General features: G+C 62.0%; 23 protein-coding genes and 2 pseudogenes. 9 read left to right on the top strand and 16 right to left on the bottom strand.

All coding sequences use genetic code 11. From position 1 onward, the window contains the following. Positions 1–128 precede the first annotated feature (128 nt). Entirely contained in the window at positions 129–1,484 is a 1,356-nt protein-coding gene (locus tag B0G71_RS34030; protein ID WP_181916942.1) for an MFS transporter, read from the bottom strand. A 198-nt stretch (positions 1,485–1,682) separates the two neighbouring features. Between B0G71_RS34030 and B0G71_RS34025 the strand changes: the two genes are divergently transcribed. Continuing rightward, complete coding sequence (locus B0G71_RS34025) at positions 1,683–2,579, top strand: LysR family transcriptional regulator (protein ID WP_116147444.1); 897 nt, start codon at positions 1,683–1,685, stop codon at positions 2,577–2,579. A gap of 17 nt (positions 2,580–2,596) precedes the next feature. Here the strand turns inward: B0G71_RS34025 and B0G71_RS34020 are convergent, their stop codons facing one another. From B0G71_RS34020 to B0G71_RS33955, 14 genes are all read right to left on the bottom strand, one after another. Then, complete coding sequence (locus B0G71_RS34020; protein ID WP_116147442.1) at positions 2,597–4,282, bottom strand: cation acetate symporter; 1,686 nt, start codon at positions 4,280–4,282, stop codon at positions 2,597–2,599. After that, entirely contained in the window at positions 4,279–4,602 is a 324-nt protein-coding gene (locus tag B0G71_RS34015; protein WP_116147440.1) for a DUF485 domain-containing protein, read from the bottom strand. Before B0G71_RS34015 ends, B0G71_RS34020 begins: the two co-directional genes overlap by 4 nt. Before the next feature lie 111 nt (positions 4,603–4,713). Further along, positions 4,714–5,700: a nitronate monooxygenase family protein gene (locus B0G71_RS34010; RefSeq protein ID WP_116149116.1), complete on the bottom strand. Its 987-nt coding sequence runs from the start codon at positions 5,698–5,700 to the stop codon at positions 4,714–4,716. A 35-nt stretch (positions 5,701–5,735) separates the two neighbouring features. Then, positions 5,736–6,944 carry a CaiB/BaiF CoA-transferase family protein gene (locus tag B0G71_RS34005; protein WP_116147438.1) on the bottom strand — a complete coding sequence of 403 codons (1,209 nt, stop codon included), beginning with the start codon at positions 6,942–6,944 and terminating at the stop codon, positions 5,736–5,738. A gap of 40 nt (positions 6,945–6,984) precedes the next feature. Then, positions 6,985–7,797, bottom strand: coding sequence for an oxepin-CoA hydrolase, alternative type (locus tag B0G71_RS34000; RefSeq protein ID WP_116147436.1), 813 nt, complete (start codon positions 7,795–7,797; stop codon positions 6,985–6,987). Then, positions 7,794–8,933 carry an acyl-CoA dehydrogenase family protein gene (locus tag B0G71_RS33995; RefSeq protein WP_116147434.1) on the bottom strand — a complete coding sequence of 380 codons (1,140 nt, stop codon included), beginning with the start codon at positions 8,931–8,933 and terminating at the stop codon, positions 7,794–7,796. The genes B0G71_RS34000 and B0G71_RS33995 overlap by 4 nt, the downstream gene beginning before the upstream one ends. A 10-nt stretch (positions 8,934–8,943) precedes the next feature. Continuing rightward, the gene (locus B0G71_RS33990; protein WP_116147432.1) at positions 8,944–10,152 is read right to left on the bottom strand and encodes an acyl-CoA dehydrogenase family protein; all 1,209 of its coding nucleotides are present in this window, start codon (positions 10,150–10,152) and stop codon (positions 8,944–8,946) included. 12 nt (positions 10,153–10,164) lie between these two features. After that, positions 10,165–11,346, bottom strand: a complete 1,182-nt coding sequence (locus B0G71_RS33985) for an acetyl-CoA C-acyltransferase (RefSeq protein ID WP_116147430.1) — start codon at positions 11,344–11,346, stop codon at positions 10,165–10,167. A gap of 38 nt (positions 11,347–11,384) precedes the next feature. Continuing rightward, on the bottom strand, positions 11,385–11,615 hold the full coding sequence (locus B0G71_RS33980; RefSeq protein WP_116147428.1) for a hypothetical protein: 231 nt from the start codon (positions 11,613–11,615) through the stop codon (positions 11,385–11,387). Positions 11,616–11,778: 163 nt separating this feature from the next. Continuing rightward, positions 11,779–12,690, bottom strand: a complete 912-nt coding sequence (locus B0G71_RS33975; protein WP_106283064.1) for a LysR family transcriptional regulator — start codon at positions 12,688–12,690, stop codon at positions 11,779–11,781. A 95-nt stretch (positions 12,691–12,785) separates the two neighbouring features. Then, positions 12,786–13,805 carry a zinc-dependent alcohol dehydrogenase family protein gene (locus tag B0G71_RS33970; RefSeq protein ID WP_181916865.1) on the bottom strand — a complete coding sequence of 340 codons (1,020 nt, stop codon included), beginning with the start codon at positions 13,803–13,805 and terminating at the stop codon, positions 12,786–12,788. A 116-nt stretch (positions 13,806–13,921) separates the two neighbouring features. Further along, positions 13,922–14,353: a tautomerase family protein gene (locus B0G71_RS33965; protein WP_106283062.1), complete on the bottom strand. Its 432-nt coding sequence runs from the start codon at positions 14,351–14,353 to the stop codon at positions 13,922–13,924. A 201-nt stretch (positions 14,354–14,554) separates the two neighbouring features. After that, complete coding sequence (locus tag B0G71_RS33960; protein WP_116147424.1) at positions 14,555–15,439, bottom strand: 3-keto-5-aminohexanoate cleavage protein; 885 nt, start codon at positions 15,437–15,439, stop codon at positions 14,555–14,557. A 47-nt stretch (positions 15,440–15,486) separates the two neighbouring features. Next, positions 15,487–16,893 (bottom strand): NAD-dependent succinate-semialdehyde dehydrogenase, encoded by a 1,407-nt coding sequence (locus tag B0G71_RS33955; protein WP_116147422.1) that lies wholly within the window; start codon positions 16,891–16,893, stop codon positions 15,487–15,489. Positions 16,894–17,056: 163 nt separating this feature from the next. On the opposite strand from B0G71_RS33955, the gene B0G71_RS33950 reads away from it, so the two are divergent. The 5 genes from B0G71_RS33950 (at position 17,057) to B0G71_RS33930 (ending at position 22,010) form a co-directional block, all read left to right on the top strand. Then, positions 17,057–17,353, top strand: coding sequence for a DUF1330 domain-containing protein (locus B0G71_RS33950; protein ID WP_106283233.1), 297 nt, complete (start codon positions 17,057–17,059; stop codon positions 17,351–17,353). A gap of 274 nt (positions 17,354–17,627) precedes the next feature. After that, complete coding sequence (locus B0G71_RS33945) at positions 17,628–18,404, top strand: enoyl-CoA hydratase/isomerase family protein (protein WP_116147420.1); 777 nt, start codon at positions 17,628–17,630, stop codon at positions 18,402–18,404. 1 nt (position 18,405) lies between these two features. Next, positions 18,406–19,692 carry a CaiB/BaiF CoA-transferase family protein gene (locus B0G71_RS33940; RefSeq protein ID WP_116147418.1) on the top strand — a complete coding sequence of 429 codons (1,287 nt, stop codon included), beginning with the start codon at positions 18,406–18,408 and terminating at the stop codon, positions 19,690–19,692. A gap of 54 nt (positions 19,693–19,746) precedes the next feature. Next, complete coding sequence (locus B0G71_RS33935) at positions 19,747–21,111, top strand: MFS transporter (RefSeq protein WP_116147416.1); 1,365 nt, start codon at positions 19,747–19,749, stop codon at positions 21,109–21,111. 98 nt (positions 21,112–21,209) lie between these two features. After that, a complete protein-coding gene (locus B0G71_RS33930; protein ID WP_116147414.1) occupies positions 21,210–22,010 on the top strand; it encodes a TetR/AcrR family transcriptional regulator in 801 nt (266 codons plus the stop codon). 187 nt (positions 22,011–22,197) lie between these two features. Here the strand turns inward: B0G71_RS33930 and B0G71_RS33925 are convergent. Further along, a pseudogene (locus tag B0G71_RS33925) lies at positions 22,198–22,626 on the bottom strand (transposase); the annotation flags it as partial. A 255-nt stretch (positions 22,627–22,881) separates the two neighbouring features. Here B0G71_RS33925 and B0G71_RS33915 point away from each other — a divergent pair. The 3 genes and pseudogenes from B0G71_RS33915 to B0G71_RS42235 all read left to right on the top strand — a co-directional run. Next, positions 22,882–23,256, top strand: a complete 375-nt coding sequence (locus tag B0G71_RS33915) for a phage holin family protein (protein ID WP_116147412.1) — start codon at positions 22,882–22,884, stop codon at positions 23,254–23,256. After that, on the top strand, positions 23,253–23,492 hold the full coding sequence (locus tag B0G71_RS33910) for a hypothetical protein (RefSeq protein ID WP_116147410.1): 240 nt from the start codon (positions 23,253–23,255) through the stop codon (positions 23,490–23,492). The genes B0G71_RS33915 and B0G71_RS33910 overlap by 4 nt, the downstream gene beginning before the upstream one ends. Beyond that, positions 23,464–23,690: pseudogene (locus tag B0G71_RS42235) on the top strand (IS3 family transposase); the annotation flags it as partial. The gene B0G71_RS33910 and the pseudogene B0G71_RS42235, both read left to right, overlap by 29 nt. Between the last annotated feature and the right edge of the window lie 32 nt (positions 23,691–23,722).

Genomic DNA, 23,722 nt, shown 5'->3' with positions numbered 1-23,722 from the left:
ATTGACCAGACACCGCAAAACTTCATGCTGAGATCACTTCATGTCCGCCGTGTTGCAGACGCGAGTGGCCTACACGGCCACCGTCCTGGCGGTGACGTCACCCATGCGTGTGGCACGCGATGCCCATTTCACTCCCCGGCGCTCCCTGCCCGATGCGGGTGCGCCATCAACCGCAAGCCGCTCGCTATGCCGCCAATGCCCGCGAACATCGCGCCGCCAAGCAGAGCGAGTATCGGCCCGTGCTGTCCGTCCAGTCCAAAAAACAACGCAACCAGCGCAGCGCCCGTGGCCTGTCCGATCAGGCGCGAGGTCGCGACGACACCGCTGGCGCCGCCGCTGCGCGCGTGCGGCGCGCTTGCCATCAACGCCTTGATGTTCGGCGACTGGAAAAAACCGAAGCCGACACCGCAGATCCCCATCCGTATCGCGATCGAGTACGCGCAAGGATGTGCGGGTAGCAACGAGAGCGACACGAGACCCACGCACAGACAGGCGAGCCCGGCCGCGCCCAGTGCGCCAGCCGGATAGCGATCCGACAGGCGTCCGGCAATGGGCGCGACAAGCGCAACGACAACGGGCCAGGGCGTAATCAGGAACCCCGTCTCAATCTGGCTGCGATGCAGCACGTCTTCGAAGTAGAACGGCAGCGATACGAACGCGAAGCCCTGCGCGGCGAACGCGCACACCGCCGTTACGGCCGACAGCGCGAACTCAGGCCGCCGGAACAGATCGACGGGCAGCATCGGCGCGAGTCGCGCGGCCTCGCGCCGTATCAGGCACACGCCGAAAATCAGTGCGATGACAAGCGCGCCGAGCACTCGAATCGTGGGCGCACGCTGCCCTCCTTCGCCGAGCGCGAAGATCAGCGATGCAAAGGTGATCACGTTCAGCAAGGCCGCGACGGGATCGAACGGATGCGCGCCTCTGGCCGTATGTGGCAGCGCGGGCACCGCAAACGCGAGTGCAATCAGCCCAAGCGGCACATTGATCATGAAGAGCCATGACCACGATGTGGTCGAAAGGATCAATGAGGCGAGGGTCGGCCCGACGGCGACCGACACGCCGACGACAAGCGCATTGACCCCCACGCCGCGTCCAAGCCGATGTCGCGGATACAGCGCACTGACGAGCGCAATACTGACGCTCGTGATCGCGCTGCCGCCCACTCCTTGCAGAAGCCGTGCGGCGGTGAGCAATGACAGCGTCGGCGCCGCCGCGCAGGCCAGCGATGCGGCCGTGAACAAGGCCAGGCCGCCGATATAGACGCGCCTGTGCCCGAACACATCGCCCAGCGCCGCGAAAGGCAGTATCGTCGCGACCATCGCGAGTTGATAGCCGTTGACGATCCATACCGATTCGGCCGGCGTCGTATGTAGATCGGCGGCGATCGCGGGCAGCGCCGTGTTGGCGATTGCGGTATCGAGCGTCGCCAGCGCAACGGCGAGCATGACGGCCACCGTCGCGAAGCGGTTCGCCGCTGGCATCGGCGCCTCGACGCCAGTTATCACCGCATTGGAAAGGTCGGACAAGATGCCTCCTCGAATCGAACGAAACATGATGTCGTCATTGTTCGACGCGCCACGCGGAAAGCGCGGCGAGCTTTGATTCCGGGGAGGAATACCGGCGCTCCAGCGAATAGATTTACGCTAGAGTGGGACCGAACAACGGCCGGCGGAGAAAGAATGAGAATCGAAGACCTGCACGTGTTCTCCGTGCTCGCTGAAACGCGTAATCTGCATCGAGTTGCCCAGAAAACGGGGCTGACACAATCCGCCGTGTCGAAGATCCTGCAACGGCTGGAAACGGAATTCGACACCCGCCTCGTCGACCGCACAGGCCGGGGTGTCGAACTGACGGCGGCAGGACGCGTGCTGGTGGAGCGTGCTGCCGATGTCGGTGCATCGGTCGCGCAAACCTATGCTGACATGTCAGCGGCAAAGTCCGCATCGGCGGGCAAGATTCGCATCGGCGTCGTGCCCGCCCTGCTGGAATCCGCGCTGCTGCCCATCCTCGCCCGCTATACGGCTCGCGAGAGCACCGTCTCGTTCCGGCTCTCCGTGCAGGTGTCGGCGCTACTATTCGACGAACTGAAGGACGGGCAACTCGATCTCGCGCTTTGCTTTACGCCGCAGACCGTCGCGGACGAAGAACTCCAGTCCGATGACATCGGCAGCCAGCGCTACCGGATCGTCGCGCGGCAGGGTCATCCGCTCGCGCATACGCCTGCCGATCCACGCCTGCTGCAAGCGGCAAATTGGTTGCTGCCGCTGCCAGGACATGGGTTGCGCCAGATCGTGGATCGCTACTTCCAGGACCACGATCTGGCGTCCCCGCAGGCCGTGATCGAAACCGACGCGTCGATTTCGCTGCTGACATCGCTGCTGCGCAACAGCGATCTGATCACGATGCTGACCGAACAGATGCTCCAGACCTATGCGGGACGCGATCTCGCGGCCCTGCCCTACGAAACGGCATTATTCGAAAGCAAGGTTCGGCTTTTCTATCGCAGGAAAACCCCCATGTCGCCAGCCGTGCGGCGATTTCGCTCGACGTTGCGTGAAGCGCTGACCGATTCCTGAATGCAATCGCTTGCGCTTCAATGGTCGACGGCCTTTATCGGCAGCAAGCCCGTCTGCCCATAGAACTCCTGCAACGCAAACGCTTCCTGCTCCCGCTGCGCGCGAGCACCGCGATCCAGTATCGAAAAGAGCCAGATTCCCGCAAACGCTAGCGGCACTGAAACCAGCGCGGGATTGTCGAGAAACACGGGCGTATGCGCGTGATGCAGCACGTCGACCCACACCGATTTCGACAGCAGCGTCAGCAGCACGGCGGATATCAGGCCGAGCGCGCCGCCAACTACCGCGCCGCGCGTCGTCATGCCGCGCCAGAAGATCGACGACACCAGCACCGGGAAGTTCGCGCTCGCCGCGATGGCCGCCACGAGGCCGACCAGAAACGCCACATTGACATGCTCGAAGAGAATGCCGAGGCCGATGGCGACGACGCTTAAAATCGGCGTCGCTGCGCGCGAAATGCGCATTTCATGGGCTTCATTCGGCTTGCCTCGCGCGAGCCAGCACGCGTACAGATCGTGCGAAACCGTGGTCGCGCCGGAGAGCGTGAGGCCCGCCACCACGGCCAGGATCGTCGCGAACGTGACGGCGGCGATGAACCCGTAAAACAGGTTGCCGCCCACCGCCTGCGCCAGCTTGACGGCAACCATGTTTGAACCACCCAGCAGGTCGCGCGTGAGATTGAAATGCCCGTCTGCCGCCGTCTTGAAGAACTCGGGATGCTGCGCGAGCAACGCAATCGCGGAGAAGCCGATAACAAACGTCAGCAGATAGAAGTAGCCGATGAACCCCGTTGCGATGAATACCGACTTGCGCGCCTCTTTCGCGCTCGGCACCGTGAAAAAACGCATCAGGATATGCGGGAACCCCGCCGTGCCGAACATCAGCGCGATGCCGAGCGACAGCGCGTTGAGCGGGTCCTTCAGCAGCTTGCCGGGCGCCATGATGCTGAGCGCGCCGGGATGAACGTCGACGGCGCGCCGGAACATCTCGTCGGGACTGAAACCGAACTGAGCGAGCGCGGTAACGGCCATGAACGTCGCGCCGCATAGCAGCAGCACGGCTTTGATGATCTGCACCCACGTGGTGGCCGTCATGCCGCCGAAGAACACGTAGACTACCATCAGCGCGCCGACAATCACTTCCGCCATCCAGTACTTCAAGCCGAACAGCAACTGGATCAGCTTGCCCGCGCCGACCATCTGCACGACCAGATAGAACACCACGACGACGAGCGATGTGCTCGCCGTCAACAGACGGATCGGCGCCTGCTCGAAGCGGTAGGCGACCACGTCGACGAACGTATATTTGCCCAGATTGCGCAAGGGTTCAGCGAGCAGGAACATCACAAACGGCCAGCCGACCAGAAAGCCGATCGAATAGATCAGGCCGTCGAATCCGAACAGATACACCATGCCGGAAAGGCCCAGGAACGACGCCGCCGACATGTAGTCCCCGGCGATCGCGAGCCCGTTCTGGAAGCCGGAGATACCGCCGCCCGCGCTATAGAAATCGCGCGTCGTGCGCGTTCTACGCGAAGCCCAGCGCGTGATGCCGAGCGTTACGAGCACGAACAGCAGGAACATGCCGATCGCCACCGGGTTCAGTTCGACGCGGTCAGCCACCGGAGCTTCGATGCCCGACGCGCGAGCGAGCGCCGCTGTCGATGCGAGACCCGCGCACAATAAAGAACGAACGAGCTTCATGCTTCACTCTCCTGCGATGCGTTGACGAGTAGCGCGCGCATCGAAGGATCGAAGCTGCGGTTTGCGTGAAACACGTACCAGGCGGTCAGCGCAATCGCCACCGCAATGATGCAGACGCCCACGAGTACGCCGATCGTGGTCGTCGCGCCCGCATACAACGGTCGCGCCAGCAGATGCGGCGCCACCGCGACGAACAGGATAAAGCCGTAATACGTGGCGATCATCAGCGCGGTCAGCGTGAAGCTGAATCGGCGGCGTGACGCGATGAGCCGCCGGTACGCGGGGCTCGCCTGGATTGATTCGATATGGGCTTGCTGCATGCGTTTGTCTCCTGCCTGCTGTCTGTTGTCTGTTGTCGGAACGAAATGAGCGTCTCGGGGCTCGATGCAACCGCGCCGCGGGCTTCTGTCGGCACCGCTTGCCTGGCAGCGTCAGTGGCTCGCCAGCCGTCCCATCGCCTGCCGCATGTCGCACTCGAACCGGAGCACGATGTCAGCAAGCGGTTCGATCCGGTCGGTGAAGGCGAGCGACTGTCCGGCGGAAAGCAATCCCTTCGACCAGTCGCCCGTCACATAAGCGTTGCGACCGATCTTGCCCGCGACCATCGGCATCAGGTCGGCAATCGTGATGTCCGGGTTCTGTGCCTCGAGTTCCTTCACGGCCGCCGTCGTCTCGTTGCGCAGCGTCCGCACGGTATTGCGCACGGACTGCATGCACAGATCGGTATCGGTCGGTCCGGCTTCCACCAGACGGCGTTTGTAGTCGTCGTGCGCCCAGATCTCTTCGGCCACGGCGAAGCGCGTACCGACCACCACGCCCGACGCACCCATCGCGAGCGCCGCGGCAAGCTGCGAACCGCGACCGATGCCGCCGCCGATCAGATAGGGAATGTCGAGGTGGCTCTCGGCCCACGCGGCGTTGACGAACGAGCCCACCATGTCGAGACCGGGATGTCCGCCGCATTCCGCGCCGACGATCGCCACGGCATCGACGCCGACAGCGGCAGCCTTGACCGCGAACCGGAGCGCGGGCACTTTGTGAAGCACCTTGACGCGAGCCGCTTTGAGCAGCGGCATGAATTCCTCAGGATTGCGCCCAGAGGTTTCGACGTACTTCACGCCTTCGTCGGCGACCAGCTCGAACACCTCGCGCGTTTTCTCGCCCGGGACGAGCTTCGGCAGCATCGACACGTTGACGCCGAACGGGCCGCCCTCGCACAGTTCGCGGCAGCGCCGGATCTCGGCCCGCAGTGCATCAGGCTCAGGGAAGCTCGCGGCCGTGATGAAGCCGATGATGCCGGCACGCGAGGCGGCGGCGACATAGTCTGCATCGGCGAGCCACATCAGGCCACCGGCAACGATCGGCAGCCGCGTGCCGAACAGTTCGGTCACAGCATTCGTAAAAGCGGTTTGACTCATTGAACGGTCCTTGTGCAATAACGCGTGATCCAGCGTCACACGACGCCTTCTGCCTTCAGTTGCGAAAGCCGTTCGGCGGACAGCCCGAGCAGCGACTGGAGTACATCGTTCGTGCCTTCGCCGAGTTGCGGCGGGGCTGTGCGAACCGGAAGGCGCGCGCCGTCGAAGCGATATGGCGGCGCGAGCACATGCGTGCTGCCTGCTTCGGGATGTGTGTAGGTGGTCACGAGTCCAGCCTCTTCCGCTCGCGTCGAATTGAGCGCTTCGTGAAGGCCCGCGACCTCGCCACAAGGAATGCAGGCTTGCGTCAAACGTTCGAGCAACACCTTGCGCTTGCGCTTCCTGATCTCTTGCTGGAGTTCGGGTGCGAGTACTTCGCGGTGTGTGGTGCGGGAAATGTTCGTGCGAAAACGGTCGTCGTCGACGAGATCGGGACGCTCGATGACCTCGCGACAGAATCGCTCGTACTGGCGGTTGTTGCCGACCGCAATGACAAGCGGGCCATCCTCTGCATCGAATACGCCGTAGGGCATGATCGACGGATGCGAATTGCCGTAGCGCGGCGGATCCTCGCCCATGATCAACGCCTCCAGTCCGTAGTACGACGTGATCATCAGCCCGCAATCGAAGAGCGCCATTTCAATGTGGCGTCCCTTGCCCGTCTTCTGACGCTCGAAGAGTGCTGCGAGCACCGCCTGTGCGGAGTACATCCCCGTGAACAGATCGACGGCGGCTACGCCGAACTTGAGCGGCGGCTGATGGGCCTCGCCGTTGAGCGCCATCAGCCCGGCTTCGCCCTGAATGACAAGATCGTAGCCGGGCCGCGCCGCTTCCGGCCCGCGCCGGTCGTAGCCGGAGATCGAGCAGTAGATGAGGTTCTCGCGTCCTTCCTTGAGTTCCTCATAACCGAGGCCCAGTTTCTCCGCGCCGCCGAACTTGAAGTTCTGGATCACGACGTCGCACTGCTGTGCCAGTTCGCGGGCGATCTGCTGGCCCTCTTCCGTTTGCAGATCGAGACACACCGATCGCTTGTTGCGGTTCACGCTGTTGAAGTAAGCCGTCTCGGTCGTGCCGACGCGGATGCCCCAATCGCGCGTGTCGTCGCCGCGCTTCGGATGCTCGACCTTGATGACTTCTGCGCCGAGATCGCCGAGCACCATCGCGCACCACGGCCCCGCCAGCACGCGGGATAAATCGAGAATGCGAACACCGGCAAGCGGCAGGGATGAATCGAGGTTCGACATGACAGATCCGGAATGACAAAGAGTGACGAAGGCGCCGCGTCTAGCACGAACTGACTTCGGACGCACGGCGCAACGCCGAAAAATCGGCGGCGCGCTTATCGAAAAAGGCGTTGATGCCTTCGGCGGATTCATCGTCGCCAAGCGATTCCGCCATGTAATCGGCTTCGAGGTCGAGCTGCGCGTCCACCGTGTTTCCACCCGCGTGGCGGCACAGACTCTTGATCCGTGCGATCGCGCGCTCGGGTCCCGCCGCGAGCGATTGCGCGAGCGCCACGGCTTCCGACAGCGCGCTGCCCGGCTCGGCGAGTCGATTCGCGACGCCGAGTGCATGCATGCGTTCGCCCGTGACGGGCCGCCCCGTCAGACACAGCTCCGTCATCAGCTGCCGGGAGACGGCACCGGACAGAAACGCCGTCGCCCCGCCGTCGGGCGATAGGCCCACCTTGACGTAGGCCACGGAGAACGACGCGTTGCGCGCGGGCACGAGCATGTCGCATGCGAGTGCGATCGAGAGCCCCGCGCCGGCTGCCGCGCCTTCGACCGCTGCGATCACTGGCTTGCCGCAGTCGCGCAGCGAGCGAATCATGTTGTGCAGACTTTCGATGCCCGCGCGCCGCTCGGACGGCGTCGCCAGGCGCCGCTGCGCCAGCCGTTTCAGGTCGCCGCCCGCGCAGAACGCGCCGCCCACGCCCGTCAGCACGATAGCGCCGACTTCGCGATCGTTTTGCGCCGCTTCGATGGCAGCCGGAAGCGCCGCGTACACCTCGGCCGTGAGCGCATTGCGCGCAGACGGATTGTTGAAGGACAGCACCTGCACCGCGCCTTCGCGGTGTGCAAGGATAGGTTCGTTCATCGTGATTCACTCCGGTTCAAGGTGATGTAGCGTTCGAGATGGTGGTCTTCATCGCCCAGTTGATGGTCGATCATCACGAGGCGCTTCGCGTAGTGGGCAAGCGGCAGTTCCCATGTCATGCCGATGCCGCCGTGCAACTGGATGGATTCTTCGGCGACCTGCGCACCGACGCGGCCGATCGTGTACTTTGCCGCCGACAGCGCGCGTTCGCGCTCTACCCGGCCCGCGCCAAACGCGGCGGCCGCATTGATCACCGCAGAGCGGGCCTGCTCGATCTCCAGCAACAGATCAGCCATGCGGTGCTGCAATGCCTGGAAGCTGCCGATCGCGACGCCAAACTGCTTGCGCGTGCGCAGGTACTCGAGCGTGTGTTCCTTCGCGACGTCCATCGCGCCGAGTGCCTCGGCGCACAATGCGAGCACGCCCGCGCCAATGCTGTGCTCAAGCGTCGTGAAGCCCCCATCGCGTTCGCCGAGCAATGCCGTGTCGGGAAGACACACTTCGTTGAGGCAGATTTCGGCAGCGCGCCCGCCGTCGATCTTTCCGTAGCCGCGCAGCGCGACGCCTTCCGTCTCGCGCGGAACGACGAAGAGCGAGATGCCCTCTTCGGCGTCGGCGGCACCGCTGGTACGCGCCGAGACGAGAAAGAAGTCGGCCTCGGCGCCCAGCTGGACGACAGCCTTCCTGCCCGTCAGCACCCAGCCATTCGAACTGCGCATGGCGCGCGTGGTCACCTTCGCGAGTTCGTAGTGCGAGCCGGGTTCGTCGTGAGCAAGCGCCGCAGCAGTGTGGCCTTCGATCAAACCGTCAATCAGCGCCTTCTGTGCGTCGCTGCCAGCCAGGGCCAGCGCGCGCCCGACCATCAGGGCGCCGAGGAACGGTTCGACCACGAGGCCGCGTCCCAGGCTCTCGAAGACAACGGCAATATCGAAACCCTGTCCGCCGAAACCACCGTCGGCCTCGTCGAAGAGCGCGCCAACGACGCCCAGTTCCGCAAAGCGAACCCACAGTTCACGGCTGAAGCCCGAATCGCTGCGCGCGAGTTCGTCGCGCTTCGCGAAGCCGTACTGCTCGCTCACGAAACGGTTCAGCGTATCCGCCAGCATGCGGCGGTCTTCGGTATGCTGGAAATTCATCGCGGTCCTCTTACAGTCCCAGGATCATCTTCGAGATGATGTTCTTCTGGATTTCATTGGAGCCGCCGAAAATCGACAGCTTGCGGTTGTTGAAATAAAGCGCGGCGGCGCTCGCGGCCTCGTCGGGGCCAATGGGCGCATCGTCATGGTCTTCGTGCAGCGCTTCTTCGACAAAGGGCTGTGCGTACGGCCCCATCGCGCGGCGCATCAGCGACGTCAGTTCCTGGCGAATCTCGGTGCCGCGAATCTTCAGCATCGAGCTTTCCGCGCCCGGCACACCGCCGCCCGCTACCGCGGCGATCACGCGCAGGTTGGTCGTCTTCATGTTCTCCAGGTCGATTTCGACGCGGGCGACGCGCGCCGCAAAGAGCGGATCGTCGACGAGCGGACGGCCGTTGCGCGTCACGTTCTGCGCCGCGCGGCGCAAGCGCGCCAGCGCTGCGACCGAGAAGCCGACGCCCGCGATGTTGGTGCGCTCGTAGGTCAGCAGATACTTCGCGATCGTCCAGCCCCGGTTCTCCTCGCCGACCAGATTCGCAGCGGGCACGCGCACATCGGTGAAGAACACTTCGTTGATTTCGTGTTCGCCTTCGAGCGTGATGATGGGACGCACTTCGATGCCCAGCGAATTCATGTCGACGAGCAAGAAACTGATGCCCTCCTGCTTGCGTACATCCGTCGCCGTACGCACGAGGCAGAAGATCATGTTCGCGTGCTGGCCGAGCGTCGTCCACGTCTTCTGGCCGTTGACGATGTAGTGCTCGCCTTCGTCATCGATGCCGCGCACCGCGCTCGTCTTAACCGACGCCAGATCGGAACCCGAACCCGGCTCCGAATAACCTTGGCACCACCAGTCGGAACCATCGAGAATGCGCGGCAGCCAGTGACGCTTCTGCGCTTCGTCGCCGAACTTGATGAGCACGGGCCCCAGCATATTTACGCCGAACGGCACGATGCGCGGCGCGCCCGCCAGCGCGCACTCGTTCTCGAAGATGAACTTCTGCACGGTGTTCCAGCCCGGACCGCCGTATTGTTCGGGCCAGTGATTCGCGAGCCAGCCCTGTTCGTTCAGGATCGCGTGCCATTCGGCCATGTCGTCGCGCGTGAGGCGCAAGCCGTTGCGCACCTTGCGGGAGAGCCGCGCGGGCAGTTTGTCGTTCAGGAAGCGCACGACCTGCTGGCGAAAGGCTTCCTCCTCAGGGGTGAAGTTCAAATCCATATGCTGTTTCTCTCAATAGACTTCGAAGAGGCCGGCGGCGCCCATGCCGCCCGCAATGCACATCGTGACGACCGCGTACTTCACGCCACGACGCCGGCCTTCGATGAGGACGTGACCCGCGAGGCGCGAGCCCGTCATGCCGTACGGATGGCCGATGGAAATCGCGCCGCCGTCGACGTTGAGGCGCTCGGACGGAATGCCCAGGCGTTGCTGGCAATAGACCGCCTGCGAGGCGAATGCTTCGTTGAGTTCCCACAGGCCGATATCGCCGACCGTCAGCCCATGGCGTGCGAGCAGCTTCGGTACGGCAAGCACCGGGCCGATGCCCATCTCATCCGGCTCGCAGCCTGCTACCGCGAGACCCCGGAATGCGCCGAGCGGAGTGAGGTTCGCGCGCTCGGCGGCTTTCGCTTCCATCATCACGCAGGCCGATGCGCCATCGGAAAACTGCGACGAGTTGCCTGCCGTGATGAATTTGTCGGGGCCTTTGACGGGGGCGAGCTTCGCCAGCGCCTCAATGGTGGTGCCGGGACGATTGCAGGTATCCGCCGAGACCGTGACCTCACGCTGGCTGACGGCGCCCGTCTCCTTGTCGGTCACGGCCATCGTGGTCGTCACGGGCACGATCTCGTCGGCATAGCGGCCGGCGAGTTGTGCCTCCGCCGTGCGCCGCTGGCTTTCCACCGAGAAACGGTCCTGCGCTTCGCGGCTGATGCCGTAGCGCTGCGCCACGATGTCGGCGGTATCGATCATCGTCATGTAGAGCGAAGGCTTGTGCTCGACGACCCACGGGTCGAGCGCGGTCACGCCGTCTTCACGCGTACGGATGCTGGAGATGCTTTCGACGCCGCCCGCGATCATCGCCGGCGCACCGTCGACAACGATACGGCCAGCCGCCATCGCAATGGCCTGCAGGCCGGACGCGCAGAAACGCGTCACCGTCGTGCCCGCGATCGACAGCGGCAAGCCTGCACGGATCACCGTCTGGCGCGCGATGTTGCGGCCCGTGTTGCCTTCCGGATAGCCGCAACCGAGGATCGCGTCCTCGATCAGTTCCGGGTCGACGCCCGAGCGTTCGACGGCCGCACGCACCGCGAACGAAGCCAGCGTGGGACCGGGTGTGATGTTGAATTCTCCACGGTGCGCTTTGGTCAATGGCGTGCGCGCGGTGGAGACAATGACGGCTTCTCGCATGGTCTGGCTCTGCAAAGTGGGATGAAGAATGGAACGATTCAGGGGGTGTGATTGAGGCTCGCCAGCGTGGCGTCGCGCTCGACGAGATCGACGATCAGCGGCGACGGCTGCCAGAACACCGGGTCCTGTTCGGCGGCTCCGATAGCGTCGCTCAGTGCGCACCGCACCGCGACGCCCAGCGCGTTGACGGGCGGATTGTCGACAGTGACGACAGGAATGCAGTTGCGCAGCTCACGCCTGACGGCGTGTCCGGCCGAGTGGGAAGTCATGTCCCGCGTCTCCATGTATTTCGTGTTGACTGATTGTTAAATGCGCAGCGCGCATTGACAATCCAACTGACAGTTGACGAACTGTTAACTGAAAGTTGACACTGGACATGGGAAAGCCTTGATCGAGCGGGATGATGTGCCCGTCGGAGTGAAGCCGGGCGGTCTAGCTCCAGGCTTGCGCGAGCGAAAGGATTTCGGCGCGCAGGTAGTCGATCAGCGCCTGCGTCGCGGGCGACGGGTAGCGATTAGGCAACGTCACGATATACAACGTGTTCTGCATGCCGGCTACACGGAAATGCGGAAGGACTCGCGTCAGTTCGCAGCTCATCGGAGCGAGCGGCACGTAGGCCGGCAACAGACCGATGCCCATGCCCTGACACACGGCTTCCGTCAGAAATGGATAGTCCGAAGACTGCAGCGCAGGCTGCATCGTGATCACGTGGACGTCTGTCTCGTCCTCGCGGTGCGTGAGCGTCATCGTGACGCGGCGGCCAGGATAAGGTGATGCGACCAGCGTCTGCTTTTCGAGGTCGCTCGGACAGTCGATGGGACCGTGCTTGTCGACGTAGTCCGCCGACGCAACCAGATTCCAGTCGATCGAGCAGATAACGCGCGCCACGTAATCGAGCGGCGGCGTTGTCGTAATTCGTATCGCGACGTCGACTTCGGCTGCGATCAGGTCTTCGATCCGGTTGTTGAACGTGACCGTGAGCGCGATGTTCGGATGCATGCGCGCGAACTCCAGCAGCTTGCCGCCGAGAAACATCCTGCCGAAGCCCGTGGGCACGCTAATGCGAACACGGCCGCTCAACGTCTGTCCGAGGCTGTCGATCGAGGCCCTCGCCGTGCTCAGGTCTTCGAGCATGCGCTGTCCGCATTCGTACAGCGTGTGGCCGGCTTGCGTCAGTTCGAAACTGCGTGTGGAGCGGCGCAGCAGTTGCGCACCCGTCTCGCGCTCCAGCAGCTTGAGCCGCTGACTGATGTTCGCGCGCGTCATGCCCAGTTTGCGTGCGGCGGCGCTGAGGCTACGCGACTCGACGATTTCGACGAACAGGCTGACCAGGTTCAGATCCATGATTTGACGGTGCGCGTGATTGCCAGGCGATCGACTGCGGCCGCTTTCCTATTTCCAGAATAGGCCGCCAGTTTAAGTCAGCCGCGGCCAGGACCTCAGCGCTGCGCGAACACCAGCAGCGGCTTGGCGTCGTGTGCAGCGCTTTCAGCAGCCACGAAGGCTTCGTGTGCGCGGTCGAGGCTGTAGCGCTGCGCTGCCGGCGGCTTCAAGGTGCCCTCGGCCATACGATCGAGCAGACTGCGCAGCGTCTGGCTGGCTTCACTCACTCCTTTGCGTGCGAGCCACGAGAAGATCAGCCAGCCGCGCACCTCGGCAGCCGAATAGATCAGCGCCGGGGCGAAAATCGGCATCTCGAACGCTGCCGGATCCGTCTGACGATGCGACGACAAGGCGCCGTAGACAAGCATGCGACCATTCGTGGCCAACTGACGCGCAAGCGTGGCGCCTGTCTGGCCCGCGACGCAGTCGATCGCGCTTACGATGCCTTTGTCGCCAGTGGCCGTTTTCAGTTGCTCGGGCCAGCGTTCGTCAGCCGTGCATAACACGACGTCACCGCCCAGTGCCTGTATCTCGGCGACCTGCTCTTCACGGCGCACGAGGTTGATGGTGCGGAACCCCTGTGCCTTTGCGATCTGCAGCACGAGGCGTCCGACTGTCGAGCCCGCCGCGCTCTGGACCAGCCAGTCGCCGCGTTCGAGCTGATGCTCGGACATCGTCATCGCCCATGCCGTCGTCGGGTTGATCAAGGCCTGCGCCGCGTCTTCGTCGGAGACTGCAGCCGGAACCGGTATCGCACGGTCGGCTGGACTGATGACTTGCTCTCGCCACGTTCCTGGCACGTCCAGCAGCACAACACGTTCTCCTACCCGCGTGCGTGACACGTCGCTGCCCACGGCGTCGATGACGCCGACGCCCTCTGACCCGGGCGACGCCGGAAGCACCGGCTGACGCTGACGGGCGAAACGACCGCGAATCACGTGCAGGTCGGAGGGATGCACGGGTGCGAGAAGCATCTTCACCCGGACTTCACCGGGCCCGGGGGTGGGTTCGGGCAAATCACGCCAGTGGACTACCCCTGACGGCTCGCCGTTACGTTCGATTATCAAGGCCTTCATGTGCTCTTCCATACGGTCGGGAGAGACTGCGGCGAAAGCCGGACTTTCACCGCAATCGATTGGGTTCAGCGTGTCAATAGACTCAGCCCCAATAGCTTCAGACGAAGCTGATCGCTTCAACCTTCGCTCGGCTCATATGGCGACGCCCGGTTTTCGCGTTTCCATTTCTTTTCAGCTTCCGTATCGGGCCGAGGTGGGCGAATGCCGTCGATCAACCACAGTTGTTGCGGCGTTTCGCCGACATGCAGTTCGTAGTGATAGCCCCGCTCCTGGACGAATGGCGCAATGGCAGCGTTCGCCTTGCGCAGCCACGACTCCGTCCACGCGACGTCGTTGGCGATATGTCTGGCGAAATGATCCAGTCGGATTCTGACGAAATCGCCTCGCGACTCACCTCCCATGAAAAAGGAGTCTTTCGGCTGTTCATGAAACAGAACGCCGACGTAAAAGGGAGGAATGATGTAGATACCGGTGATTCGTTTCGCCATCTCCTGCTTGTCTTCAGCCGTGTAGGCACCGGGGGGATGATAGATATTCCACAAGGGCATTTTTGTCTCCATACATCAATAGATGCCGCGTTTCTTATGTCAGAACATCCAGTTGTCTTGAAAGATAAGGCGAACCAGACATGAGCGACGCGGCGTGATAGATAGCCCAAGGATAGGCTACCGTTTGAAATCAATGCTTGCGCAATGCAGCATTGATGGCGACTCGTCACATAGAAGTGCAATCACATCGTCGCACCCGTTCTAGTGGCGACGGGGAAGGCCGAGTATGCTGCGCGCCTCGTCGGGTGTTGCCACCTCCCCGCCGATGCTTTTGACGATACTGACCGCGCGTTCCACCAGCGCCGCGTTGCCCGGCGCCAGTTCCCCTTTGGCCAGATAAAGGTTGTCCTCCAGGCCGACGCGTACATGCCCGCCGAGAATCACGCTTTGCGCCACGATCGGAAACTGGGCACGCGAGATGCCGAATGCCGACCAGCGGGCATTCGCGGGCAGATAGCGTTTCATCTGCAGAAGGCTCTCGGTATCCGCGGATGCGCCCCACGGCACGCCAAGACATAACTGGAACAACGGCGCCTGCAGGATGTCCTGCGTTTCGATCAGATGGCGAGCGAGGCGCACGTGGCCCAGATCGAATACCTCGAGTTCCGGTTTCACGCCGGCTTCTTCAATCAAGGTTGCCATCTTGATCAGATGGTCCGGCACGTTCACGAATGCGCGATTGCCGAAGTTCATCGTTGCGATGTCCAGCGTGCAGATTTCCGGGCGCAACTCCAGCACATGCCGCACGCGCGCCTCGGGCGTCATCATCGTGCTGAGTTCGCTTCCGCGGTTCGGGTCCTCGTCGCTGGGAACGAAACGCGCCCCCGGTCCTGTCGTCAGGTTGATCAATATCGGGCATCCACTTTTGCGGATGCGCGCAACGACTTCGCCGTAGTGCGCCAGCTCAGTGCTTGGCGCGCCGGTCTTCGGGTCACGAACGTGAATGTGCGCGATGCTCGCGCCCGCTTCACATGCAGCAATGGCCTCATTGGCAATCTGCTCGGGCGTTACCGGAACGGCGGGGTTCACGCGCTGGGTATCGTCGCTGCCAGTGAGTGCACAACTGATAATCGTCTTGCTCGTCATGGTGTCTGTTCAAAAAGAGAAAAGAATCAGGCGCTGCAATCGCGCGCTCAGGCGGCCCGCGCGGGGCCGAACGGTGAAGCGCCGACAGGCGCAACGCGGATCAGTTTCTTGTTGACGAATTCGTCGAAGCCCAGCAGAGACAGCTCTCGCCCAAAACCTGAGCGCTTGATGCCGCCGAACGGCAGTTCCGCCGACGTGCCGAACGGCTGATTGATGAACACCATGCCACTGTCGATCTGTGCGGCTACTTGCTCGCCGCGGTCGGTATCGGCCGTAAACACCGACGCACCGAGACCATAAGGCGTCCCATTGGCTAGCGCGATCGCAGCCGCTTCGTCCTCGGCGACATAGAAAGCGGCGACCGGGCCGAACAGTTCTTCGGCGAAGATGGGGTTCCGCGGCGAGATGTCGGTGAGGACAGTCGGTTGCAAATAGAAGCCCGGACGCTCGACACGTTTTCCGCCACACGCAATGCGAGCGCCATGCGAAGCCGCGCGATCGATCTGCTCAAGCAGCAGCTGCAACGCGCGCTCCGACGAAAGTGGTGCGACGGCGGTCGCCGGATCGGCTGGATCGCCCGTCTCGAGCTCTGCCATCCGCTGCGTGAAGCCCTCCAAAAAAGCGGCACCGCGTTCCTTGCCGACCACGATAATGCGCTTGGAGCCCACGCAGCATTGACCTGCATTGAGCATGCGGCCTGCGACCGCGCTTTGGATCGCCCAATCGAGCGGCGCATCGTCGAGCACGATGAACGGATCGCTGCCGCCCAGTTCCAGAACGACCTTCTTCAGATTACGGCCCGCACGCTCGGCGACCGCAGCGCCGGCGCGCTCGCTGCCCGTCAGCGTTACGCCCTGCACGCGCGGATCGTCGATGACACGGCCAGCCTGTTCGATCGAGATGAACAGATTCGTATAGACACCTTCCGGCGCGCCCGCTTTCTCGAACAGCCGGGCGAACGCCAACGCCGATTGCGGGACGCTTTCCGCATGTTTGAGCAGCAGCACGTTGCCGACCATCAATTGCGGCCCGGCCACACGCGCAATCTGGTAGTACGGAAAATTCCACGGCTCGATGCCGAAGAGCACACCGATTGGCTCGATATGCACGGCAGCACCGGGCGCTTCATCGAGCGCGCGCGGTTTCAGATAGGCATGCGCGTGTTTTGCGTAGTAGTCGAGAATGTTCGCCGCCGACTCCACTTCCTTGCGCGCCTCGCCCCTTCGCTTGCCCATTTCCAGCGTCAGATAACCCGCATATTCGTCGGCCTTCTCGCGCAACAGCGTCGCAGCGCGCGACACGATGCGAGCCCGGTCGCTGACGGGACGACGACGCCAGTCGGTTTCAAAAGCGCGCTGCGCGGCAGCGAGTTTCGCTTCGAGCGACTCGTCGGTTATATCGTCGTAGGTGGCGAGCAGTTCGCCGCTTGCAGGATTGATCGTCGTGTACGGCATGAAGTTCTCCGCAAAAAAGTTGGCAATGAGTCATCGCGTTGATAAATGCTAACACCGTTAACAAACTCTACGACCAGCTTTTTGGCCAGGAAAAACCCTCATTGATATTCATGTTAACGCCGTTACTATTGTCGTGTATCTTCTTCAAATATGGGAAGGCGAAATGGCAAAGGGATATTGGGTGGCAGCGTATCGGGCGGTCCATGACGCGAGCAAACTCGCGGCGTACGGCGTCCTCGCGACACAGGTAGTGAAAGCAGCGGGTGGAAAATTTCTGGTGCGAGGCGGCGAAGTCGTTGCGTTTCAGGCTGGCATAAAGGAACGGACCGTCGTGGTCGAATTCCCGAGCTTCGATCAGGCGCTCGCTACATTTCAGAGTGAGGCATATCAGGAAGCTCTTGCCGTATTGGGAGACGGCGCCGAAAGAGACGCGCGCGTCGTGGCAGGCCTCGATGATTGAAATGCTCGTCCGCTCCCCGCCGTGGACTTCCGGAGAACGTTTTGGCTTGTGAACACAAATCGCTGCGTACTTTGGTCGAACATTGGCTTCCCTCCTGCACAGGCTCGGCCCGCGATGGGCGCCAGCTGTGCCTTTACTCATTGACATTGATCAACCACCGGAGTTGGGAGGCCACCTATTCAAGTTAATGCCGGCGCTATTTTTTTGATTAAATGTTATGCTTGTTAACATGCAGGCATGCGAGAGATACAAATCTGAAGAACCCGGAGCAAAAATGGACGAAGCAATTGTTCAGACAGAAATCAAAGGCCACGTAACGGTCCTTACGATGAACCGCCGACCGCACAATCTGATGGGCCCGACGCTTTATCGCGCGCTACTCGATGAATTCGACGAGGCGGTCAAACGCGGCTCGCGCGCGATCCTGCTGCGCAGCGGTCTGCGGCATTTCTCGGCCGGCGCTGAAGTGGCGCTCTTTCCGGATCGTATTGCCAAACAAGGCAAAGCACTGATGGATCCGCCCGAGGTGCTTCGTGGCTTCGAAAGCCTTCCGATCCCCATCGTTGTCGCGGTGAACGGCACCTGCCTCGGCGGTGGCTTCGAAGTGGCGCTCGCCTGTGACTTCAGCGTCGTCGCCGAATCAGCCAGGATCGGCTCGGTCGAGGTCGCGCTCGGCTTGCACCCGCTGCTCGGCGGCATCCAGCGTCAGGTGATGCGTGCCGGTCCGGCGCGTGCGAAAGAGCTCGCGTTGCTCGGTCGTCGTTACGACGCGGCGACACTCGAACGCTGGGGTTTGATCAATCTCGTCGTGCCCGACGACAAGCTCGATGAAGTAGCGTTGTCCGTCGCGCAGGAACTGGCGGCCGGTCCGACCGTCGCGCATGCAGCCACCAAGCAGCTAGTACGGGTCGCGGTCAACGAAGGCGTGGCCGCTGCCGACGAGGCGATGTTCGAACTGCAAAAGCCAATCTGGGCGTCGCAGGATCTCAAGCGTGGACTGGAGGCCTTCGATAAGGCCGGCCCCGGCACCGCCGTTTTCGAAGGAAACTGACATGACCGGACCGCTCGAAGGACTCAAGGTCGTCGACTTTTCCCGCGTGCTGGCCGGCCCGCTGTGCGCGCGGACGCTAGCCGATCTCGGTGCTGACGTCATCAAGATCGAGCCGCCTCGGCCCGACGTATCGCGTGCCGCGTTCCCGAATCGCGACGGCATGTCCGGCTACTACGCCCAGCAAAATAGCGGCAAGCGCAATATCAGCATCGATCTAAACGCGCCGGGCGCGCGTGAGTTCGTGCTACGCCTGTGCGACGAAGCCGACATTGTCGTCGAAAACTTTCGAGCCGGGACACTCAAGGGTTTCGGACTCGACTACGACACGCTTTCCCGCCGCAATCCAAAGCTGGTCTATGTATCAATCACCGGCTATGGCCAGCGCGGTCCGTGGGCGTCGCGCATGGCTTACGCACCGACCGTGCAGGCCGAAACGGGATTCACGCACAACACGTTGCGGCATTTCGACAGTGCAAGCGAGGGCCACAGATGGACCGATCCCCTATCGCATGCGGACGTCTATGCGGGCCTGCAGGCGACCATTGCCGTGCTCGCGGCAGTGCGCAAGCGTGAAGTCACTGGGCGCGGCCAGTATATCGACGTGGCCATGGCGGCAGTGATGCTATCAATCAACGAGCGCGCGCACCTCGATCTCGCGGGTGTCGATACGGGCGCCGAACCGGGCATCCTTGGCGCCGCCGATGGACCGCATTTCGTCGGCCCCGGTGGCGAAGAGTTCGTGGCGGCGCAAAGCATCGTCGGCAGCAACACGTTTCCGAACTACTTGCGCGCCATGCGCCGTATGGACCTTGCACAGGACCCGCGTTTCAGTAGCGCTGAGCGCCGCCTGCAAAACTACGAGGCGCTGCACGCAGTGATCCAGACGTGGATGCTGTCGTTCCGCGATCTTAAGACGCTCGATGCGCAACTCGACGAAGCCAAGATCGCGATGGGCCAGATTCGTACGCTGAAGGAACTGGCCGAGACCGACTGGGCAAGGCAATGGGGTGCTGTACACGAGATTTCGGATCGTCGCGGCGGGTCGTATCTGATACACGGCTATCCATGGAACTTCTCCGATGACGAGCTTGGCATGCGCAGCGCGCCCGCGTTTCGCGGCGAGCATAACGAGCAGGTGTTCCGCGAAGCAGGAATGGCCGATAGCGAAATCCGCCATGCAATCGATACCGGCATTCTGGTCGGCGGCCCAGTACCGTCCGCAACGAAGATCGGGGCCACCGTTCTTTCGCAAGCGCGTGAGTTGCAGAATGTGACCGACGAGCTTTGATCGCCGCGATATGCGTCGTAGCACCTGTATCGACACAAGACATCGGAGGACCGAATGGAAGTGGTCAATGAAGCTCGTCAAGAGGAGGCATCGTCTGATGACGACGCCCTCCTTCGGAAAGCCTACGCTTCGGCGCAATGGAGAATACTGCCGATACTGTTTGGCCTATGGATGCTGGCGTGGGTTGGTCGTTCGAACGTCGCTTTTGCAAAGTTGCAAATGGTGGTGGACCTCCGGTTCAGCGAAACGGTCTACGGACTGGGCGCCGGCCTCTTCTTCGTCGGCTACGTGCTGTTCGGCATACCGACTACGATGCTGCAAAAGAAGCTGGGAGCACGTGCCGTGCTTGCTGGCATTGCCGGTGCATGGGGACTGACGAGTGTCGCGATGACATTCGTCAACAGCGCGCCGACGTTCTATGCGCTGAGGTTCCTGCTCGGCGTATTCGAGGCCGGTTTCTACCCCGGTGTCGTGCTGTACTTCAATGCGTGGTTCCCGGGGAAAAGGCGCACGCGCAACTTCAGCATCTTCCACTCAGGATCACTTTTCTCGACGGTCACGATTGGCTTAACGGGTGGATTCGTACTCGATCACATGAGCGGACTGGCCGGATTTCAAGGCTGGCGATGGATGTTCTTCGCTCAGGCGGTCCCTACCGCCGTACTGGCCGGCGTTGCGTTCATGATCCTTCCCGACCAGCCCCCCACCGCCAGGTGGCTCTCGGCGCGCCAGCGTACGCTCATCGAGGACGATCTCCGGCAGAACGCCGAAACGATGAGCGATACCGGCGAAGACGAACGCCCTCTGTTATTCAACCCCGCCATCTGGATCTTGAGCGCCGCCTACTTTAGCCTGCTGGCCGCTACCGCCGCACTGTTTTTCTTCTCCCCGACGATACTGCGTGAAGCGGGATTCGGCGGATTCAAAGAGATCGGCCGTGCGGTCGCTGGTGCCTGCGCATTGGGGGCATTGGGCAATGTACTTATCTGCAGCATCGGGGGCAGTGCGCAGCGTCGCCGGCTCTTCTGTGCGCTGGCGTCGGTCTTTACTGCTGTGAGCCTTTCGGCGCTCGTTTTCGTATGGCATGGCAGTACGACCGCGACGTTTTTCCTGCTAGTTCTTGGTTTCGCGGGAACGGGAGCCGGTATAACGCTCTTCTGGCAAATGTCTGTCGGTCTTCTCAGCGGCAAGTCGATGGTGGTCGGCGTGCCATTGATCAGTTCCGTCGCCAACATCGCCGGCTTCGTTACACCGTTTCTGATTGGATATGTCCGCGACGCAACGGGCACTTACGCGAGCGGGTTTATTATGATCGCCTGCGTCCAGGCACTCGGCGTCGTGGTGCTTCTTTTCGGCGTGCAACGCATTGTCAGGAAGCGACCGTCCATTGACGATGTATCGGTTCGATGTCCAATGTGATGAGAAGATGCCGGCGTGGGCGCGCAAGGTACTCGTGGCGAGCCCACCGGCAGCCTACCGAGTCATTACGCGGCTAGAATGCCCGTAGCGGACTACGGTTGTCGGCGCGCGATCAGCAATACTGCGTGCCTCTTCGCGCAGAATATATAATCGATTCCTTGTTTTACTCCACGAACGAAGGCCACGTGAGTCCCAAGTCACCTATCGCGAAGAATGCGGATTACCACCACGGCAATCTCCGCAACGCGCTCATCGAAGCGGGGCGCAGTGCGCTCATGGAAGTATCCGCACAGGACTTGAGCCTGCGTTACCTCGCGCGCATGGTGGGCGTATCGGAAGCCGCGCCCTCGCGTCATTTCTCGGGTATCGACGAATTGCTGGCGACGATCGCGGCGAGTGGTTATCGTGATCTCGCTGCGCTGCGCGTTGCGATCCGTGACAGCGAAGATACGGCGCTTTCCAAAGCGTACCGGATGATGCGGGAGTATGTTGAGTTCGCACAGCGCCACAATGGACTGTTCGGCCTGATGATTGGCCCTCGCATCGTCGCGCATCAAGCGTATCCAGAGCTCATCGAGGAAAGTAACCGGTCTTTTGGCTTATTTTCCGAAACGATCGAGGCACTGGCAATCGAAACTGGCTGGTCCCAGGCCGATCTGAAGCTGGTGACGCACGCGGCGTGGAGCATGGAACATGGTCTCGCCACGCTCATCCTGGCGAATCGCGCACCACGAGCTGACACGAAAGTCTCAATCTCAAAGCTAATCGATTTTGTATTGATGACCTTGCTTAGCGCGATCACGGCCGGTCCGGATCACCTCGAGCGCGTGATCCAGCAATGCGAACTCTCCGGAAAGAAAGCGGTGTCGCGCACGGCTCGCAAACGCGCCAAAGCGTAGTCATCGCCGCCGTTGTCCTGATGTCAAGTTTCAGTTAAGGAAGGTCTGCACAATTCATTTTCGAAGTGCCTCCCGTTCGGTTTCAGCGTGGTGTCAACGTTGAGAGCATGTTAGGGCTTTGATTGCCCAACTCGTGCACCACGCCAAGCCAGGCTTGCTGAGATTTTCGGCCTCAGCGTTCTGGTATTCAGGCTTTCCGCAAAGCGCAGCGCGCCATCCACAAATTGCCCAGAGCAAATAACGTTGTGATCTGGGCGGTGTTTTTCATTAATCCCCTATACCGGGTCTTCGTGTAACCAAACTGACGCTTGAGGACGCGGAACGGGTGCTCGACCTTGGCACGGATGCCTGCCTTCAGGCGTTCGATCTCGTCGTATATCCTGTCCAGTCGGTCACCCAGATCCAGTTGTCTGCGCTTGCGGGGTCTCATCGCGATATGCCAGCGAACTGCGTCAGTCTCGCAGCGCTTCTCGATACCCTGATATCCGGCGTCAGCGTACACATCCGTTTCTTTCCCGTGCAACAAGGCTTCGGCTTCGGTGATGTCATGCACGTTGGCCGCCGTACCGATCACCGTGTGAACCGGGCCGGACTTCGCATCCACGCCGATGTGGGCAAGCGAATTGAGTGGCAAAGCGCAGCAACTCTATGCCGACTTTGTGGATGTCGTACGCGAATCTACGGTGGAGCGGCCGCTCGCGGCGCTGGCAATTGCCGCTGGCGTCGGATTCATCCTCGGGGCGTTACGCGCGGCAAATCGCTCGAGGCCCGATAACAGCCGATGCGACTGGAGAGATCGGGAGTAAGGCCATTTACATCAGGTGGCGCGCCAGGGCGCTTCCACAACGAGCCGACCTAGAGGAGTTCCGCAATGTCCATGCGTTCGAAAGTTGCGAAGTGGCGAAACGTCGGCAGATTTTGCGTCGGGCGAGCCAACGACTATGGTGAGTTGCTCGGGGTCGAACTTGAGGAGACCAAAACGCGCCTGGTCCGCGAGTTGAGCGCACTGGTTGCCCTGGCCGTCGCCGGGCTGTTCACACTGTCGTTCGTGTGCATTGCGATCATCGCGACCGCGTGGCGTACGCCTTACTTTCTCCAGGTGGTATGGGGCGTTGCCGCGACGTGGCTGGTGGTTTCAGTGATTTCTTTGCTCTTCGTCCGCGCCCAGAAACCTGGACGCTCGCTTCATCTTTTGCAGAGAGAAATCCGGAGCGATCTCGACACGTTGAAGGAGGCGCTGAAATGAACCGCACCGTTAACATCAGGGAAGCCGAGGCCGCCATCCTGCTGCGCATGGCGGAAGCACCGCGCGTCACGCTGCCATTGGCGCTATGCGTCGGCGCCATCGTCCTCGGACCTCGCCGGACTATCGTCATTGCCGGCCACTCCGGGATCACCGCATGGCTTGGAGGCACCGTCCGGAAGGTCTTGCTCAGCAAAACCCAGGCTGCAGCGGCAGATAGTCGGTCACGAAGTGCATGATGTGGAGTCGGCGGAACTGGCTGCGTTGCTGATGCGACGTGCCAGTGTGGCGGATCGCGCGGCAGGACGTCCGCTGCCGCACTGCGATAACGGCAGCCGGATGAAGGGTGCGACGATGCTCGCCACCCTGAAAAACCCAAGGGCGTGGCCTCGTTCAGCCGGCCCCCGGTGAGTGACGACAACCCGTTCGCGGAATCGCAACGGAAAGAACTAAAGCCGGTTGCTTGAAG

The sequence above is a fragment of the Paraburkholderia sp. BL27I4N3 genome, from assembly GCF_003386115.1.
Lineage (GTDB): Bacteria > Pseudomonadota > Gammaproteobacteria > Burkholderiales > Burkholderiaceae > Paraburkholderia.
Note: the sequence above shows the minus strand (reverse complement) of the source record. Positions and strands in the feature narration are given on the sequence as shown.